The organism is Nonomuraea sp. NPDC050451, assembly GCF_044458585.1.
Window position 1 is genome coordinate 173,015 of sequence record NZ_JBITHZ010000024.1, and the last position, 15,734, is coordinate 188,748.

General features: G+C 65.8%; 18 protein-coding genes, 1 pseudogene and 1 riboswitch. Of the genes and pseudogenes, 9 read left to right on the plus strand and 10 right to left on the minus strand.

Translation table 11 applies throughout. The annotated features are described in order from the left end of the window. Positions 1–281: 281 nt before the first annotated feature. Both ACIBI9_RS45990 and ACIBI9_RS45995 read left to right on the plus strand, forming a co-directional pair. Positions 282–461, plus strand: coding sequence for an Imm53 family immunity protein (locus ACIBI9_RS45990; protein ID WP_397232554.1), 180 nt, complete (start codon positions 282–284; stop codon positions 459–461). Positions 462–608: 147 nt separating this feature from the next. Continuing rightward, positions 609–1,124, plus strand: a complete 516-nt coding sequence (locus tag ACIBI9_RS45995; RefSeq protein WP_397232516.1) for a hypothetical protein — start codon at positions 609–611, stop codon at positions 1,122–1,124. Positions 1,125–1,186: 62 nt separating this feature from the next. Here ACIBI9_RS45995 and ACIBI9_RS46000 read toward each other — a convergent pair whose 3' ends face one another. Both ACIBI9_RS46000 and pyrE read right to left on the minus strand, forming a co-directional pair. Then, entirely contained in the window at positions 1,187–1,873 is a 687-nt protein-coding gene (locus tag ACIBI9_RS46000; RefSeq protein WP_397232518.1) for a hypothetical protein, read from the minus strand. Positions 1,874–2,091: 218 nt separating this feature from the next. Further along, positions 2,092–2,616: an orotate phosphoribosyltransferase gene (gene pyrE / locus ACIBI9_RS46005; RefSeq protein WP_397232520.1), complete on the minus strand. Its 525-nt coding sequence runs from the start codon at positions 2,614–2,616 to the stop codon at positions 2,092–2,094. 140 nt (positions 2,617–2,756) lie between these two features. On the opposite strand from pyrE, the gene ACIBI9_RS46010 reads away from it, so the two are divergent. Both ACIBI9_RS46010 and ACIBI9_RS46015 read left to right on the plus strand, forming a co-directional pair. Further along, entirely contained in the window at positions 2,757–3,323 is a 567-nt protein-coding gene (locus ACIBI9_RS46010) for a hypothetical protein (RefSeq protein ID WP_397232522.1), read from the plus strand. Positions 3,324–3,454: 131 nt separating this feature from the next. Next, positions 3,455–4,936 (plus strand): annotated as a pseudogene (locus ACIBI9_RS46015) (ISKra4 family transposase). Here ACIBI9_RS46015 and ACIBI9_RS46020 read toward each other — a convergent pair. Further along, complete coding sequence (locus ACIBI9_RS46020; protein ID WP_397232524.1) at positions 4,926–5,690, minus strand: DUF998 domain-containing protein; 765 nt, start codon at positions 5,688–5,690, stop codon at positions 4,926–4,928. The pseudogene ACIBI9_RS46015 and the gene ACIBI9_RS46020 overlap by 11 nt on opposite strands. A 172-nt stretch (positions 5,691–5,862) precedes the next feature. Between ACIBI9_RS46020 and ACIBI9_RS46025 the strand changes: the two genes are divergently transcribed. Continuing rightward, positions 5,863–6,468, plus strand: a complete 606-nt coding sequence (locus tag ACIBI9_RS46025) for a TetR/AcrR family transcriptional regulator (protein ID WP_397232526.1) — start codon at positions 5,863–5,865, stop codon at positions 6,466–6,468. A gap of 551 nt (positions 6,469–7,019) precedes the next feature. On the opposite strand, the gene ACIBI9_RS46030 is transcribed toward ACIBI9_RS46025, so the two are convergent. Further along, positions 7,020–7,580 carry a GrpB family protein gene (locus ACIBI9_RS46030; RefSeq protein ID WP_397232528.1) on the minus strand — a complete coding sequence of 187 codons (561 nt, stop codon included), beginning with the start codon at positions 7,578–7,580 and terminating at the stop codon, positions 7,020–7,022. 292 nt (positions 7,581–7,872) lie between these two features. Then, a riboswitch (SAM riboswitch) is annotated at positions 7,873–7,973 on the plus strand. Positions 7,974–7,980: 7 nt separating this feature from the next. Here ACIBI9_RS46030 and ACIBI9_RS46035 point away from each other — a divergent pair. After that, positions 7,981–8,601: a GNAT family N-acetyltransferase gene (locus ACIBI9_RS46035; protein ID WP_397232531.1), complete on the plus strand. Its 621-nt coding sequence runs from the start codon at positions 7,981–7,983 to the stop codon at positions 8,599–8,601. Positions 8,602–9,079: 478 nt separating this feature from the next. On the opposite strand, the gene ACIBI9_RS46040 is transcribed toward ACIBI9_RS46035, so the two are convergent. Beyond that, on the minus strand, positions 9,080–9,421 hold the full coding sequence (locus ACIBI9_RS46040) for a hypothetical protein (protein ID WP_397232533.1): 342 nt from the start codon (positions 9,419–9,421) through the stop codon (positions 9,080–9,082). A gap of 528 nt (positions 9,422–9,949) precedes the next feature. Here ACIBI9_RS46040 and ACIBI9_RS46045 point away from each other — a divergent pair. Then, a complete protein-coding gene (locus tag ACIBI9_RS46045; RefSeq protein ID WP_397232536.1) occupies positions 9,950–10,177 on the plus strand; it encodes an AAA family ATPase in 228 nt (75 codons plus the stop codon). Here ACIBI9_RS46045 and ACIBI9_RS46050 read toward each other — a convergent pair. Continuing rightward, positions 10,170–10,646 (minus strand): DUF488 family protein, encoded by a 477-nt coding sequence (locus tag ACIBI9_RS46050; protein ID WP_397232538.1) that lies wholly within the window; start codon positions 10,644–10,646, stop codon positions 10,170–10,172. The two genes, ACIBI9_RS46045 and ACIBI9_RS46050, sit on opposite strands and share 8 nt — an antisense overlap. 78 nt (positions 10,647–10,724) lie before the next feature. Then, positions 10,725–11,120 (minus strand): RidA family protein, encoded by a 396-nt coding sequence (locus ACIBI9_RS46055; RefSeq protein ID WP_397232556.1) that lies wholly within the window; start codon positions 11,118–11,120, stop codon positions 10,725–10,727. 136 nt (positions 11,121–11,256) lie between these two features. On the opposite strand from ACIBI9_RS46055, the gene ACIBI9_RS46060 reads away from it, so the two are divergent. Both ACIBI9_RS46060 and ACIBI9_RS46065 read left to right on the plus strand, forming a co-directional pair. Beyond that, entirely contained in the window at positions 11,257–12,231 is a 975-nt protein-coding gene (locus ACIBI9_RS46060; RefSeq protein WP_397232540.1) for a helix-turn-helix transcriptional regulator, read from the plus strand. A 649-nt stretch (positions 12,232–12,880) separates the two neighbouring features. Next, the gene (locus tag ACIBI9_RS46065; protein ID WP_397232542.1) at positions 12,881–13,444 is read left to right on the plus strand and encodes a dihydrofolate reductase family protein; all 564 of its coding nucleotides are present in this window, start codon (positions 12,881–12,883) and stop codon (positions 13,442–13,444) included. A gap of 1,126 nt (positions 13,445–14,570) precedes the next feature. On the opposite strand, the gene ACIBI9_RS46070 is transcribed toward ACIBI9_RS46065, so the two are convergent. Genes ACIBI9_RS46070 through ACIBI9_RS46080 form a run of 3 tightly spaced genes read right to left on the minus strand, consistent with a single transcriptional unit; the run spans position 14,571 to position 15,569 of the window. After that, the gene (locus tag ACIBI9_RS46070; RefSeq protein WP_397232544.1) at positions 14,571–15,071 is read right to left on the minus strand and encodes an IS5 family transposase; all 501 of its coding nucleotides are present in this window, start codon (positions 15,069–15,071) and stop codon (positions 14,571–14,573) included. Further along, complete coding sequence (locus tag ACIBI9_RS46075; RefSeq protein WP_397232546.1) at positions 15,020–15,319, minus strand: transposase; 300 nt, start codon at positions 15,317–15,319, stop codon at positions 15,020–15,022. Before ACIBI9_RS46075 ends, ACIBI9_RS46070 begins: the two co-directional genes overlap by 52 nt. A gap of 16 nt (positions 15,320–15,335) precedes the next feature. Beyond that, positions 15,336–15,569: a transposase gene (locus ACIBI9_RS46080; protein ID WP_397232548.1), complete on the minus strand. Its 234-nt coding sequence runs from the start codon at positions 15,567–15,569 to the stop codon at positions 15,336–15,338. Between the last annotated feature and the right edge of the window lie 165 nt (positions 15,570–15,734).

Here is a 15,734-nt window from a genome sequence, read left to right on the forward strand (position 1 = left end):
GAAGGCATCCGAAATTGCGCCGCCAACCCTTCGGCGGCGTGCAATACGAGAGGAGGTCAGAGCAGCAACGAGATGACGCTCTGCCCGGCCGACAATTCATAGACGTCCGGTCGTCGGGACCGGACGACGCCCGCCGTAGATCTCAGGAAACCCGCGCACAATGTCGCCACGGTCTCCGGCATCGGCATCACCGAGACCGCCACAGGCACGGTCACGCCATCGGTCCCATGACGGCGTACTGGCCCCGCCCTTCCTGAACACCGCAGAATCAGTACATGATCATGAGTGCCCTCGCCTTCCTTCAGTCCTGGTGCTCCTCCTGCTGCGACGACGGCTGGGAGCACACGTACGGCGGGACAATCAGCACCCTCGACAACCCAGGATGGCGCCTGAAGATCGACCTCGCCGACACGCCTCTCGACCGTTCTGGATCACGCGGTGGTGGAGCGTACCGAGAATGACTTGGCTACACGTCTGGAGCGATGGCACCCATTTCAAAGGCGTGTGCGGCCCTCTCAATCTTGCCGAGATGCTGGAGGCATTTCGAGCATTCGCGGAGAGCGCCCTTTGATACTCCCTTCGGCGTCGGCGCTTGACATCATTGCCAGATGTTCGACTTCGGGATAACCGGCTACAAGCCGACGTGGATGAGGGGCACCTCAGCTGTCGCCGCCGCTCATGGTCACAGACTGGCCAGGCTGGAAGGCCGGGGGCTGAGCCGGGTCATGCTCGTGTGGGACCTCGACGAGGACGCATGGTTCTCCGACGGGCTGGTACTGCTGGATTTCGAGGGCGAGCAGGTCGAAATCGTTCACCACAGATTCGATGAACTCTCGATCACGTGGAACACCGTTGACCTCGCTCAGCCCCTGGACTGGGCGGGGGAGGGATTCCGGCTCGCGTGGCGAGAGGACGTACCCGGCGAGTCGGCCGCGTTGAAAGGGCAGCGGCTGCAAGGCGTGGAACTTCTCGAATGGGCGGGACAGGATATGGCGCAGGGCATGGTGGCCGTAAGTTTCATCTTCGCGAACGGCCGGGTGACGATCTACAACGCCCTCGACGAGAACGGCATGGAGTTCGACACCCCCGATCCCCGTTACGTACGGCACAGACTCGGCGCGTAACGGTCGGCTGGCCTGAACCTTCGGTCTCCGCCGGAAAGCGATCGGAAGACGGGGCCGCGTGGTCAAGACCCGTAGACGTCCGTAAGCGGCAGATAGGAGCTGAAGTGATCGGCCACGATGTCTGTCACAGCCTCCGCGTCATCGGACCCGTCTACCTCCAGAACCCGGATGCCCAAGCGGCGAGCGGAGCGGACGGCCTCGTCGGCGACGAGGCCGTCTCGGGCGAGTCGGTTGCGCTGTGCCCGATCAGGGTCGCTGACTCGGTGATTGACGGCGGCGGCACGGGGCAGCTCGCGGACCTGACGCCGGCGGAATTCTTCGCTAGGCACCATGACGATCATTCGCCAGGGTGAGTCGATGATGGGAGCGACCAGTTCGGGACGCAGTCCCCAGCCTTCCGCAATGACAGGTCGCCCCGAAACCAGGCCACGCAGGTCATCCAAAGCCCATTCGAACCGCGTGGGAAAGCCGGCCAGGGTCTCGTCGGCCATCTCTTGAGGGCTGGCGTTCACCCATAGGGCGTCCGGGTCAGGATCCGCGATGGGCTCGCCAAGCCGTACGCGACGGGCTATCCGACGGTCATTGTGCGCACGTGCGTCGTGGTAGTCGTAGTGGTAGGCGGTCAGCCCGTACCGGGTGGCGAGCAGCCTGGCGACCGTGGATTTACCGGCCCATTGGCCCCCTCCGATCCACAGGGCGTTGTGCAAAGTGCCGAACGGATCCCAGACCTCGCTGCTTATGGCGTTCACGGTTACAGCATGGCGACGGCACCGACCAAAGAAACAGTCTTGTTCTGCCTGCCCAGACGGGTGACGATCGTAGAGAGGGGGCTCGCGACGTTTCGGAACGCCTTAGCCGTCGTACCTCGCTTTGTCCAGGCCGCAGCTCGTAGATCACAACCACGTCGTTGCGATCGGCAGAGGCTGCATCTGTGCGCTGGCACGGCAGACATTGTGGGCCCGGCGGCTCAGTTCGCTGTGCGCAGGTCGGTCGCGGTCAACAACGATGAAAGGCTGATGCCTTCTGCGGCCAGCGCTTCCGCACCTCCCTGTTCGCGGTCGATGACGCACAATGCCTCGCTGACCTGTGCCCCCAGGCTCCGCAGCTCAGCGGTGGACAGGACGATCTGACCACCGCTGGTGACGACGTCCTCAACCACCAGAACCCGCCGCCCCTCCACCTCCGCACCTTCGGCCAAACGACAGGTCCCGTACGTCTTGGCCTGTTTACGAACGAACGCACACGGCAGGCCAGTGTGCCGGCCGAGAGCGGTGACCACCGGGATCCCGCCCATCTCAAGCCCGGCCAGCACCTCGATGTCCCCCGGGACCAGGGGAGTCATCGCCCGAGCGATGTCATCCAGCAGAACGGGGTCGCCCTCGAACTTGTACTTGTCGAAGTACTCGGTGGCGGTACGTCCTGAGCGAAGCACGAAGTGGCCGGTGAGATGAGCTGCGGAATGAATCCTGCGAGCCAGGTCAGAGCGCGTCACAGGCACCCAGTCTCCCAGAGGCGTGGAGAACGTGCTCAGGGCCACCCCATCGCCGTAGGGTGTAGCTCTTTTTCAGTGAGTTGCTGAGCTGGGCGTTCGCTGTCTTGGCTGTTTGATCGCGTTACCGGCTTCTACCGTGGGTGCAGGCGTGCGAGGCGGTGGTGGCGATGGGGTCGTTGCTAGAGGAACTGGCGCGGCGGCAGGCCGAAGCCCGGCAGCCCGTCGAGGAGCTTGGCCAGCAGCTCGCCGAGGTGCGGGCGCGGCTGGAGGCCGAGGAGGACCGGCTGTCACGGCTGCTGATCGCGCAAGAGGTGGTGGAGGAGATCCTGGGCGGGGAGGGCCGGCTCGCCGCCGATCCCGTGCCGGATGGCGGGGATGCCGTTGCCGCCGTAACACGGCAGAAGGGTCAGGACAGCGATGCCGAGGTGGTGCGGCGGGGTGTGGTGACGGTGCCGCCTTGGCACGGGGGTCTGGAGCCTTCGGTGTTGCCGCGGGCGTATCGGGATGTGCTGGAGGTGCTGGCCGATGCCGGGCGGGCGGTGCGGGCGGGGAAGATCTCGGCAGCGTTGGGGCGTGGTGAGTCGGCCGTTGCGGTGGAGGGTCTGCGGGGCAAGCTGCGGCGGCTGGTGGAACGAGGCTGGCTGACCCAGGATGAGCCCGGGCTGTTTGCCCTGACCGAGCAGGTCCATCGGCAGGTCGCCCAGTAGAGGGCAAGAAGGCGGGGCGGGCGGTGCCAGCTCGTCACCGTGTTGTGCCGGTGGTGGTGGTTGGTGGTGGCTCTTGCTTGCCGGAGGTTCGAAGGTGCGACCCGAACGAGCCCGCCAGCAAGGAAGAGCCGATGACACCGTACGACAGCGCGGTCAGAGCTGACTGCTTTGCAACCTCGAGGGGATTCTTCGATCTTCTGCTCACCGAGCTGGCCGATCCGGTCACGGGCGAGTTGTCCCATGCCGAGCTGGAAGTGCTGTGCGAGGGGCGGGGCCGCCGGCTGGTGCGGCAACTGCTGCAGGATCACCTGGATCTACGCGCGGAGCGAGAGGAGGCCCACCTGGCGACCGAGCATCCGCCGGGGCGGCTGGAGTAGGGGCACCACCGGTTGCTGGCCACGGTGGTGGGCACGGTGGCGGTGCGCCGCTGCGCACTGCGCGTCCCTGGCCGGCGCAACCGGTATCCGGCCGATGAGGTGCTGGCCTTACCTGCGGGCCGGCACAGCCACGGGCTGGCGCGGCTGGCGGTGGCTGAGGCGGTGCGCGGCTCGTTCGACGCTGCGCATGCCGCGATCATCGACCGGTGCGGGAATGTGATCGGCAAACGGCAGATCGAGGACCTGGTCGTCGCCGCCGCGGCCGATGTCGAGGCCTTCTACGCCGCCCGCGTCCCGCTGCCGCGCACCGCCACCGAGCTGCTGGTGCTCAGCACCGACGGCAAGGGCATCGTGATGCGGCCCGAGGCGCTGCGCCCGGCCACCCGCCAGGCCGCCGCCCGGCACCGCGGACGCTTCCGCACCCGCCTGGCCTCCGGCGAGAAGCCCTACCGCAAACGCATGGCCACCCTGGCGGTGGTCTACGACGCGGTGCCCGCGCCCCGCCGCCCGCACGATGTGATCAGCCTCGGCGAACGCAGCGGCGACCGGCCGGTGCGGGCCGGGCCGCGTGCGTCCGGCAAGTGGATCTACGCATCGGTCACCTGCTCCGCCGAGCAGGTGATCGCGGTGATGTTCGACCAGGCCGAGGCCCGCGACAGCCTGCACGCGCGCACCTGGGTGGTGCTGGCCGACGGCGATCACCACCAGATCCAGCTGCTGCAAGCCGAGGCCGAACGCCGCCACGCGCGCATCCATATCGTCTGCGACCTGATCCACGTGCTGGAATACCTCTGGCGCGCGGCCCGCTGCCTGCACACCGCCGACGACCCGGCCGCCGAGCAACGCGTCGCCGGCTGGGCACTCGCCCTGCTGGCCGGCCGCCTCGGCCAGGTGATCGCCGATCTGAAGGCCCGCACGACCGACCGAGGTGACGCTCTGTCCGTCGCGGCCCGCTATCTGACCAGCCACCGCGCGTTCCTCCGCTACGACCAGGCGTTGGAGCAGGGCTGGCCAATCGCCACCGGCGTCGTGGAGGGAAGTGCCCGCTACCTGATCGGCGACCGTCTGGACATCACCGGAGCACGGTGGGGACTGGCGGGGGCTGAGGCCATCTTGAAGCTCCGTGCCCTGATCGCCAACAACGATCTCGATCAGTACTGGATCTTCCACGTCGAGCGCGAGAACCAGCGTGTCCACCACCGCCGTCACCAGGACGAATACACCCTCAGCGCTTGATCAAACCAGTCACTACGGAGCTACACCCATGCCAGATGGCAACTCCCGCGCAGCTAAGGCCGAGCAGGAACGGATGGACGGCGCCGCGTTCGATGAGGCCGACGAGGACGTTGGCCCCGGAGATGAGGTCGGCAAAGTAGGCCACCATCGAAACCAGACCGATCACGCCAACCGTGACCAGCGTCCGCCCGAGTTTCAGTGAGAGCCCGACGCGTCGGTGCATGCTCCCGAGCGCGATGGCCAGTACGTTGGCGCCGACGAAGCCTGCCAAGGCGCCCAAGGCATGGAAGTCACCGGTACCGTCGTTCATCGCCTCGCCGGATCCGGGAAACAATCCCAGCAGGACGCCGCCGGCGGCCAGCAGCGTCGCGGGCACAAGCGCTGCCCAGCGGTGCCAACCGAGCAGACCGCGCAGCACAGCCACACCGGCCAGAATCATGATCCCGAACAGGAAGAAGCCGGTGTTCATCACCCATGCCAGCGGTGAGTACATGTACTGCCCAAACAGTGTCGAGGGCCCGTGGACTCCGAGATTGCTAATGAAGTGGTACGTGTAGCTGTAGGGCGGATCCGTCCATGCCGCAGCGGCGATGAACTCGGCGAGCAAGAAGATCATCGGCCCCGCGATGAGCAAGGCTCCCGCGGTTCGGCGCTGCCAAGGCTGGCGCGCGTCGGCGACGAGCGCTTCAGGCTTTGCGTCGTTCGCGGGTTCGTTTCGCTCGAGGCTCGAGAGCGGATTGATGTTGCCAGCCATAGTCATGGTCCTTTCCGGTGTCGGCGCTGGGCGCCGGGGTCGGTACGGGTTCGTGCCGAGTCGACGCAGCATGGGGATGCCAGCCACCCAATAGCTTCACTCGCACACTTACTATACCGAGACTACTTTTATCGTCAATATAGTTGGAGTTCGGCACTAGTAGGATCTGGTCATGGTTGACGGAACGGTCGTGGGACGGCGGGAACGCAAGAAGGCAGCAACGCGGGCGGCGATCTTGGACGCGGCAACGGCGCTCTTTCTCGAGCGCGGCTTCGACGGGGTCAGCGTTCGCGAGATCGCCGACAAGGCGGACGTCTCACCCAAGACGGTCTTCACGCATTTCACGCAGAAGGAGGCGCTTGTCTTCAGCGACGAGGACGAACGGCATGAGCGCCTCGTGGCCGCGGTCAGCGGCCGGGCGCCGGGGACTACAATCTCCGACGCACTGAAGGCGCACTACCTCTCCGAGATCGCCGCGATGAGGTCTGGGCCCCAACGCCAGATCCTCACCCTCATGGAAGAGACACCGGCCCTTATCGATTACGCGGAGAAGATGTGGTTCCGCCATGAGGGCGCCCTGGTTGCCGCGATCGCCAAGGAGTTCGGGCTCACGGAGCCGACCGACGAGATCCGCTTCTACGTCCGTTTCGCCCTGCAGATCCAGCTCAGCGCCACCCACGAGGCAAGTCCGGAATCAACCATCGATGCAGGGTTCCGACTTCTCGATGAAGGCTGGGCGCGCTACCACGAGGCCGGAGACCGGAGCGCATCCGGGTGAAGGCTCGCGAGCGGTAGCCTCGCCGAGGCGGACGAAGGCTCCAGTCACGGTGGCTTTGTCGGGGCCGCAACACTGATCCCGAGCGCTGCGGGCTGTTCGTCCTGAACCCGCAGGTGAAGCGCCTCAGGAGTGAAGCGATGTTGCGGAGAGTTTCCGCAGGTGGGCACGGCGAACCGTAGATACGCCGCAACGATCACTTACCTGGTCACGGGTCCGCGCAGGCGAGCGGGTCCCTGAGAACGAGCCACACCCATCGCCGTACCGCCGTGGAGCACTCCGCCCCTGACAACCACCAGTCACCAAGCTCAGTCCAGCCTCCAGAAGGGGAGGGTCCAGACAGTCCACGACTTGATTGTGCCTGGTGAGCGCACATCAACCGCAGATCAGCACTCCGTGACCCACCGACGTTCGGACTCGTTCGAGATCGTTGACGTCAATGCAGGGGATTGGCTCGGTACGGCCTTGTATTGCAGCCTGGTGGGTGGCTTAGGTGGGTGCAAATGCTCGGTCGGGGAGCGTGCCTTGCACAGGCTCGCGTCGCCGGCCGTTCGTCACCTCGGAACCTCGTCGTGTGACGGCACCTGATTGCTGTCTATCGATGCTCGTTCCGCATCGGTAAGACCAGCCGCGGCGAGGATTGCCTGCACCATCGCATTCTTTCCGCGGCCATAGTCGTCGATGTCGGCGGCCGTTGCGCCAACACGCTTCTTCACCGCGGCGTACTGGTCACGAAGCTCCTCGTCGGCGCGCAGGATGTCTCTGACCGCAAGGTGGTTCCGGAGCGACAGCGCCCCGTCAACGATGACGTAGGTATTGGTCCCGGCGAGTCGCGCGGGCTCCTTGAACGCCCATCGCTGAGGGATTCCCAGCTCGCCCAACGGCGAGAAACCCAGGCCGATCAGGACGTCCGTGGCAGCCTCGACATCATGCTCGGCCACCACGATGTCGCAGTCGATGATGGGCTTGGCGGCCAGCCCGGGGACTGACGTGCTACCGACATGTTCGATGGAAATCACCGGCACACTAGCGGCTTCCAATGCCTTGGCGTACTCCTTTCGCAGCGCCTCAAACCGATCGGGCCATGCAGGATCGTAGTCAACAACCGTGATCACGGTTGGAGCCTAAGGGGGCAAGACACATCTCCGCGAGAACTCCCTAACCGCCACCCTCCCCCGCCCCGGGACGACCCGGGCCACGCATTTCCGCGGTCCAGGAGTCAGCCAACCCATTCACCGCACGAGACCACTCGCAAAGACTCAAAGGCCCGCAGAGGATCGGGGATTCGAACCCCGGATGGGCGGAACCCCAAACCGCATTGGGTGCAACTCCTCCGGAAGGAGCTCCAGTTCAGCCCTTGCGGCGGATTGACGGTGTCCGCCTGTGCAGGCATGCTCTTGACTCGGTAGTTCATCCAGAGGATCCGAGGGACCTGGCCCTGTGACGGTCCGGCAACCTCCCCGGCGGGAAATCCGCGGGAAAGGTGCCAATGCCAGGAACGATGAGGGAGAGCTGATGAGCGTACGGCTTGATGTTCCTGTCCTTGCCGGTGATCTGGTGCGGTTGGAGCCGCTGGCGATGCGGCACGCGCCGGATCTCGCGGAGGCGGTCGAGGAGGATCGGTCGTCCTACGATTTCACGCTGGTGCCTCGCGCTCACGAGATTCCGGACTACCTGGCGGCTCAACTCTCCCGCGACGGGCTGACCCCATTCGCACAGGTTCGGCTCCCCGACGGCAAGGCGGTGGGTTGCACCGGCCTGTGGGATCCTCGCAGGTGGCCGGATCGGCCTGGCCTGCGGGCGATCGAGATCGGCTTCACCTGGCTGGCCGCCTCGGCGCAGGGCACAGGGATCAACGCCGAGGCGAAACTGTTGCTGCTGTCGTACGCGTTCGACGCGCTCGGCGTCGCCCGCGTCGACCTGAAGACCGACGCCCGCAACCACCGCTGCCGCCGGGCCTTGAAGCGACTCGGCATTCCCTTTGAGGGCGTGCTGCGTGCTTGGTCCATGTCGTGGGCGCGCGGCGAGGAGGGCAAGGTTCGCGACTCGGCCATGTTCGCAGTGGTCGCCACCGAATGGCCTACCGTCAAACCGGTACTGCAAGCCCGTCTCAGCTCTCGTTCGCCGGCCCTCTGAGAAGCTTCGGCTGGGTGACGGTGGCGATCAGGCGGTGGGCGGAATCGTCCTGGTTGCGGGTGTGGTGAACGCGGTTGAGGTGGTAGGTCCATAGGCGTTGAGGTCAACCGTTGCTGATGACGCGCGCGGAATTTGAGGACGGCTCCGGTCAGACCCCACTGGGCGCCAGTGTTATCCGGCGAACCGGCTCTGCCATGGCGAACATGCCGGGCTCGTCCTCGGTCAGCTAACCACGTTCCACCACATCCGTGACGTTCAGGCTGCCGTGCCGCCCGCCCTGTCCGCCATCGCTACCATGATCAACGATGTTGGCCTGGACGAAAGCGTGCTCGACGAAGGGGCGACAGACCTGACGGACCTGCGGCAGGTGTGGGCACAGATCCCCGACCCTCGTGATAGGCGGGGACGGGTCTCGCATAGTGAGAACCCCTTTCAGCCCTGCCGATCCGGTCCAGCAGCGGGGTAATCCTCGGCACGGCTAGGGCAATTCGGCGAGGATACCGGTCGTTGTGGACCAGATGAGCCCCGCACCGGCGAATATCAGAAGCTGCAGGGCGAGTCGCTTACCCAGGTGCCACTTTGTGGCGGCGGCGCAGCCGATGATTGCTATGGCCGCTGAAACGGGAACGATCGTGGCCGTGGCCCAAAGGAACATCCACAGCGTGGTGTCCTTGAGGCTGTCATCGAGTCCGACCTGCGCGCCCTCGATAAAACCGAAGGTTGCCGCGAGGGTGAGCGCAACGGCGCTGACGACCGCCACGCCGGCGAGGACCACGCGCCATCGGGAGCTTATCGCTTGCGAATCGTGCGGGAAAGTCATGATCATCAGTATGGGACGTCATGGATACCTCTCGCAACGAGCACCAATAGGCCGGGAGCTCAGGAATAGCCGTTCTAGGGGGTCTTGTTGAATGTCATACCGACGCCGGGCCGTACGCGATCAAGAACTCCTCAAGCCGTGGGGACAGCCCTGACGAGCAAAAGGCCCTCTCCCTAATCAAAGTGAAGGCCTTCCATCTGTGGCGGAACTGTAAACCCAAACCGCGTTAGCAGCTCACAGCCACCCTGCTCCAGGCAATGCCATATGGGCGGAACCGCAACCCACGCCAATCGCATCACCGACCCTATCGGCGGGGTGGTGGCCTGGCGCCTGTCAAGTACGACTCCAGTCGACACGCGACCAGCAGTGACACAGCTCACCCCGGAGATCGCTTAACAAGAATTTCTTTGCTCAGCCACTTGGATTTCCGGCATCTCCTTTGGATAAGCTCCGTCGATATCTCCCACCCCGAAGAGCACTTAACTGCCAGACCAAGACGCAGCCACCACTTCACAATTCGGCAGGCTCGTGCTGCTCGGCGGACCGCCAGGATCCGGAAAGTCCACCATTGCGGAGACCTTCGCCTCGACTGCCGAACGACCTACCGTGCACCTGCAGGGTTTTATTCTGCCTTATCTCCCAGCGGCCAAGCACCAGAATGAAGTCGTCCAAACCTCAGGCAGCCGGGATGTCCAAGTGCACGACGCCCGGGCACACATCCAAGTGATCACCACCGAGGGCGCTACACCTACGTAGGGCGCAGGTGCTCGATCGTGATGTGATGCTGCCCGGCCAGCCGCTGGGCGATCAACGAGCGGTGGCAGGCCTCAGGGTCGAGCTCGACACAGAGCAGCGCCGCGGTCCCGCTGCTCGGCAGCGCCGACACGATCGGCGTGAGGTCGGCGCGGTCGAGGATCTCGGTGGTGTAGCGGCGGGTGTACTCGGCGGCGAGCTCGCGGCGCGAGCGCTTGCCGACCCCTTGGCGGTGGTCCTCGGCGTACTGGAGCTGGCGTAACTCGGTGGTCGGGGCGAGCTCACGGTGGTGCTCGTAGGCGATCCCGGCCTGGGCGAGGGCCGCCTGCAGCCGGCGCGAGTTCGCCCAGGCGTACTCGGGTCCGCGCACACCGCGGCGCTGGCGTACGTCAAGCAACAGACGAACGTCCGCGTACCGCAGTCGTTGCAGGAAGGACGCGCCGTCGAAGCCATAGACGCCGATTGTCACCATTCTGAGCACCGGAAATCACCCCACCTGCCTGCTACTCGTGCCGCCTCCGGCAGCCCTGCCGGAGGCGGCGAGGTCACATCACGCGACGGCGGTCCCCTCAAGCTCGACCATCAGGTCGGGGATCGCCAGCCGTGTCACCCCGAGCATCGTGGTGGACGGTGCCACCCCGGCGGCGCTCAACCGCGACGCCAGCACGCCGTAGTGCTCGAAGAGCCGATCGACGTCGGTGGTGTAGACGTTGAGCCGGACGAGGTTCGCGAGGGACATGCCGCCCTCGCCGAGCACGGCCTCCAGATTGTCGAGGCTCAGCGCCAACTGCGCCGCCATGTCACCGGCATGCTGGGGCTTACCTTCGCCGCTCATCGCGGTCTGGCCGGAGCAGTACAAGGTCCGGGTGTGCCCGGAGACGATCTCGCCCTGGTTGTACCCCAGCTCCACCGACCACGTCCACGGGTTGACCGCCGTTCGCTCCATTGCCACATCAGCTCCATTCGGTTCGTCGACGTTACGTACGTCCAGCGGCTCGGTAGCCGTCATCTTTTTGGTCGCGTTGAGGAGCCTCCCAACAAATCACGACATCCTGTGTCGTGTATTTCGATAAAGTTCTCGCATGCGCGCCGACCGGTTGGTCTCGCTGGTGCTGCTGCTGCGCCAGCACGGTCGGCTGTCCGCGGCCGCACTGGCCCGCGAGCTGGAGGTATCCACCCGCACCGTGCTGCGCGACATCGAGGCGCTGTCCGCAGCCGGTGTCCCGGTCTACGCCGAACGCGGCCGGCACGGCGGTTTCGCGTTGTTGCCCGGTTTCCGGACCGAGCTCACCGGACTGAACCCCGACGAGGCCCTTGCCCTGCTGATCGCCGGATCGCGGCGCGGCGCGCAGGCATTCGGCCTCGGCTCGGCACTCGCTTCAGCGATGCTCAAGGTGGTTGACGCGCTACCCGAAAGCTATCGGGACACCGCGGCCGGCGTGGCCGAGCGATTGCTCATCGACCCGGAGACCGACCTGCTCTCGCGTCGGCTGGTCGCTGAGGAGGTGCCTGACGCCATAGCGGCCGAGGTCCTGCGCGCGGTGTTCGCCGGACACAAGCTGCAGATCCACTACGCGGCTGTGAACCAGACCCCGAAGTGGCGCACGGTGGACCCGATCGGCCTGGTCACCATCCGCGACCAGGGCTACTTGCTGGCCACGAGGTCTGGCGCGGACCGCACCTACCGGCTGTCCCGGGTCCTGGCCGCCAAGGAACTCCCCGAACCCGCACAGCGACCAGACCGGGTCGATCTGGACCGGGCCTGGCAGGAACGCAGCACACAGTTTCGGACCGGCGGCGACCAAGTCACCGTGCTGGTACGGGTGAACCCGGCGCGGCGGGAGGACCTGCTGGGCACCGCGCTGGCCGTCCTCGCCGAAGAAGCCGACTCAGACGGCTGGCTACGGCTGGAGGTGACCTTCCAAGATCCGAGACACGCCGAATGGGCGCTGTGGCAGCTCAGCACGAACGCGGAAGCCCTGGCCCCGCAGTGGTTGCGCACCTCCCTGCACAACCGCGCCGCCGCGATCGCCACCCGCTACGCAGTCTCATCCTGAGAGTTGTCGCCTTCTGCGGGCCGCCGCCGACGCGATTCGGACCGCTCCGTACTGGCAGGTGCCAAGCGCCGAACGACGTCCCACGGCTATCCACACGACCTTCTCCCGCGAGCACAATCTGATCGCGTCCGGCGTCCGGAGGCAGCCCTAAGGGTCTTGTGACCAGCCGATATCGACGCAGGCGAGTTTCTGTCGACCAGACTGGACCAGCGTGGGCGATCGGTCACGTCCACCGTCGCCGACCCGCCTGGCTCCCCGATCATCCGCAGGACAGACAACCTGGCCATCGCATTTCTGCAGGCCACGACTCAGCGCGGCCCCGCGAGGCGTTGCGACTACGACGCCCTCGAAGATCAAGATCTGGGGAGAGGGCCTTCCGACCTGCGGAGGATCGGGGACTTTGAACCCCGGATGGGCGGTAAACCCGAACCGCAACCCGTGCGGACGCGCGCACTGCTCCAAGACACCCCGGTACCTGACCGCGCAACCAGCCAATAGCCCGGGCACCGATGAGTTTTGGGCGGCAGTGTCGTCCAAAGCATTAGCGACAGGCCACAGACGCCGCGGCCGCGCGAGCGCTGGGGCCCGGGACACACGTTCCCCCAGCAAACACGGTCCCCAGACGACCCGAGACCACGGAGTTCTGATCATGCGGAAGCTGATAGCGACAGTGTTCAACTACTCCCTCGACGGTCTCCTCGCCGACGAGGGCACCGAGTTCTGGAAGTTCTGCTTCGACCTGCCCGAAAACCGTGAGCCCGAGGACCCGGCGCACCTCGACTTTCTTCGGAGCGCGTACGCGCACCTCATGGGCCGCACCACCTACGAGAGCATCGCCGGGGCCATGACAACCTCCACCGACCATCCGTTCGCCGACATCCTGAACGCCGGGCGCAAGGTCGTCTTCTCCCGAACCCTGAAGACGGCCGACTGGGCCAACACCACCATCGCCGCTGGTGACACGACAGAAGAGATCGACAAGCTCAGGCTGGGCGGCGACGGCCACATCGTGGTCTGGGGCGGTGTCAGCCTCTGGCGGTCGCTCATGCGGCTCGACCTGATCGACGAACTCCAGCTGAGCATGTTCCCCTACGTTGCAGGCGAGGGCACCCGGCTGTTCGACGGCGTCCCCAAGTCCTACCAACTCGACCTGGTCTCCAGCACCGCCTCCAGCAACGGGATCGCATATCTGCAGTACCGGCGACCCCGCTGACCCAGCGACCGGACATGCACAACGAACGGCAGCCACGCAAGCGCCGCCACCTGTCCGAGGAGTCCACGACCCAACTCAAACCAACCAACGACACCGGCGGCATCGCCGCGATCGACAGCGGCAAGTAGACACCGAGGCTCAACCTCAAAGCCCATTACTCCTCGGGGCATTGTCCGCGTTTCCGGTGAGCCAGGGTTCGTTCCTCACCCTGGCTCGTCGATCGCCCCCAAGCACGTACGGTGGCCAGCCATGTAGTGCCGATCGTAGGGCTGCATCTGTGCGGCGGCGCGGCAACCCTGATCGGGGCGTCCGGTTGGTGCGGCGGGGCCGGCGCGCGGCGCCCGGCCCGGTGTCCCGCCGCCGTCCGGGACCGGCCCCAGGCCGCACGCCGGACGGCGGGCGGGCGGAGGGCCGGGGGCCGCACCGCCGCTTGATCCATGCAAGAACAATTCGGCAAAGCGTCCAGCATCAAGGGAGACCAGACATGCAAGCAGTCTCGTGCGACGCTCAGTCGAGTAGGTCTGGGCGTCGGTTCGCGGGGGCTCGCCGTGCAGTCACAAACCGTTCATGGAACTCTTCGGCAAGTACTTCTCGTCGGTAGCGCTGCCGCAGAACGCGGTCGAGATCTCCCGCTCGCTTGACGAGGTCGGCGAGAGAGGCGGTCAATGTCGAATGCCGTCATGCCTTGCTCAACGGCTGCATCCAGGTCGCCGCGTCGAGCGTTCACGATGCCAAGGTCGATGTGGGCATCCGCGACGCGCGTGCCCCAACTGGCTGCGCTAAGGCGTACAGCCCAAGAACGCCAAAGTCGGGATGACCTCCGGCCAGTGCCGATCCAAGGCACACAAGCAGGACCGCCGTACCTGGGCCCTGGAAGCCCTCGGCCAGGCCGACGAACCCACCGACCCACACCGCTACGTCTGGCGGCCCGTCCCGACCGGAGACGCCAACGTGCCCCCGTTGGCTATCCGTCTCCTGCGCACCGTGGCCGAACGACAACGATGGCGAACCCACACGGCCCAGCTTCAGGCCCAAGCAGACGGACAAGATCTCTCGGCAATTCGAGGGGAGGCCGCCTAATGGAGCGCCTGTTCTACCGTCCCTAGGGCGTGTTTCAGAAGTGGCCTCAAAGCCATGTGTCGATCGCGGCGATGCGGATGGTGGCTTCATAGCGCACGGCAAGCTTGTCGAAACGGGCAGCCACCGCCCGGTACCCCTTGAGCCGGTTGATGCCGCATTCCACAGCATGGCGCAGCTTGTAGGACTCGGGATCGAATACCGGCGGCCGACCGCCCTTGGACCCCTTTCTGTGCCGGCCGGCGGCCTGGTCCAGCTTGATCGGAATGGTCGCCTTGATACCGCGCCTACGCAGGTAGCGGCGGTTGCCGCGCGAGCTGTAGGCCTTATCGGCCAGCACCCGGTCGGGCCGGGTACGCGGCCGGCCACCACCCAGGCGTGGCACCCGGATACCGTCCAAGACCGTCGTGAACTGTGGGCTGTCACCGCGCTGCCCGGCCGTCAGCACGATCGACAGTGCTCTGCGGCCCTGCTCGGTGGCCAGATGCAGCTTGGTGGTCAGGCCACCACGTGAGCGCCCCAGCGCATGATCGGCCGGCTCCTCCTGCACGCCGCCCGGCGACTCGACCTGCAGATCCCCCTTTTGCGCGCCCCGGCGGCGTGCTGATGTGCCCGGCAGATGGTGGAGTCGACACTCACCTGCCAGCCGATCAGCCCGGCCGCGTCCGCCGCAGCCTGCAATGCGGTCAAGATCCGTCGCCAGGTGCCATCGCGCTGCCAGCGCCGAAACAGCCCATAGATGGTCTGCCAGCGTCCGTATCGCTCCGGCACGTCCCGCCAGGGCGCACCCACCCGCACTCGCCACCGGATACCGTCAATCAGCTGGCCGCTTCGTCCACACCACAGGACGTCCGGGCTTGCGGCCGACGGGCAGCAGCGGCTCCAGCACCGCCCATTGCCTATCGGTCAAATCCGCCCGCTCCGCCACCGGTAAGGTATCCACGAAGTCTCCGTGTTCGATGGTCTTCTTGGTCGTTGACTCATCTACCGGAGACCTCACCGCTGTGTCATCAGTGTCATCTGGGTCATCTATGTCGATCTTCGGCACGCCGGTGCCCGAAACGATTCAGGCCGAGTTCAGATGGGCCCCTGTCCTGTTTTCGCCGGGACCGGCCCCTTTTTCGCGCCCGACTGCCGGCACCCATTCACATCCCGGGGGAGAAACACGCCGGACGCCGGGAGAAACAATCACACCCGAGCACGGGGCGATGAC

Coding starts and splice junctions, on each gene's coding strand:
- ACIBI9_RS46025 (WP_397232526.1), top strand. CDS start 5,863: ATGGTTGACGGAACGGTCGTGGGACGGCGGGAACGCAAGAAGGCAGCA.
- ACIBI9_RS46055 (WP_397232556.1), bottom strand. CDS start 11,120: ATGGAGCGAACGGCGGTCAACCCGTGGACGTGGTCGGTGGAGCTGGGG.
- ACIBI9_RS46040 (WP_397232533.1), bottom strand. CDS start 9,421: ATGACTTTCCCGCACGATTCGCAAGCGATAAGCTCCCGATGGCGCGTG.
- ACIBI9_RS46020 (WP_397232524.1), bottom strand. CDS start 5,690: ATGGCTGGCAACATCAATCCGCTCTCGAGCCTCGAGCGAAACGAACCC.
- ACIBI9_RS45995 (WP_397232516.1), top strand. CDS start 609: ATGTTCGACTTCGGGATAACCGGCTACAAGCCGACGTGGATGAGGGGC.
- ACIBI9_RS46050 (WP_397232538.1), bottom strand. CDS start 10,646: ATGGTGACAATCGGCGTCTATGGCTTCGACGGCGCGTCCTTCCTGCAA.
- ACIBI9_RS45990 (WP_397232554.1), top strand. CDS start 282: ATGAGTGCCCTCGCCTTCCTTCAGTCCTGGTGCTCCTCCTGCTGCGAC.
- ACIBI9_RS46035 (WP_397232531.1), top strand. CDS start 7,981: ATGAGCGTACGGCTTGATGTTCCTGTCCTTGCCGGTGATCTGGTGCGG.
- ACIBI9_RS46060 (WP_397232540.1), top strand. CDS start 11,257: ATGCGCGCCGACCGGTTGGTCTCGCTGGTGCTGCTGCTGCGCCAGCAC.
- ACIBI9_RS46065 (WP_397232542.1), top strand. CDS start 12,881: ATGCGGAAGCTGATAGCGACAGTGTTCAACTACTCCCTCGACGGTCTC.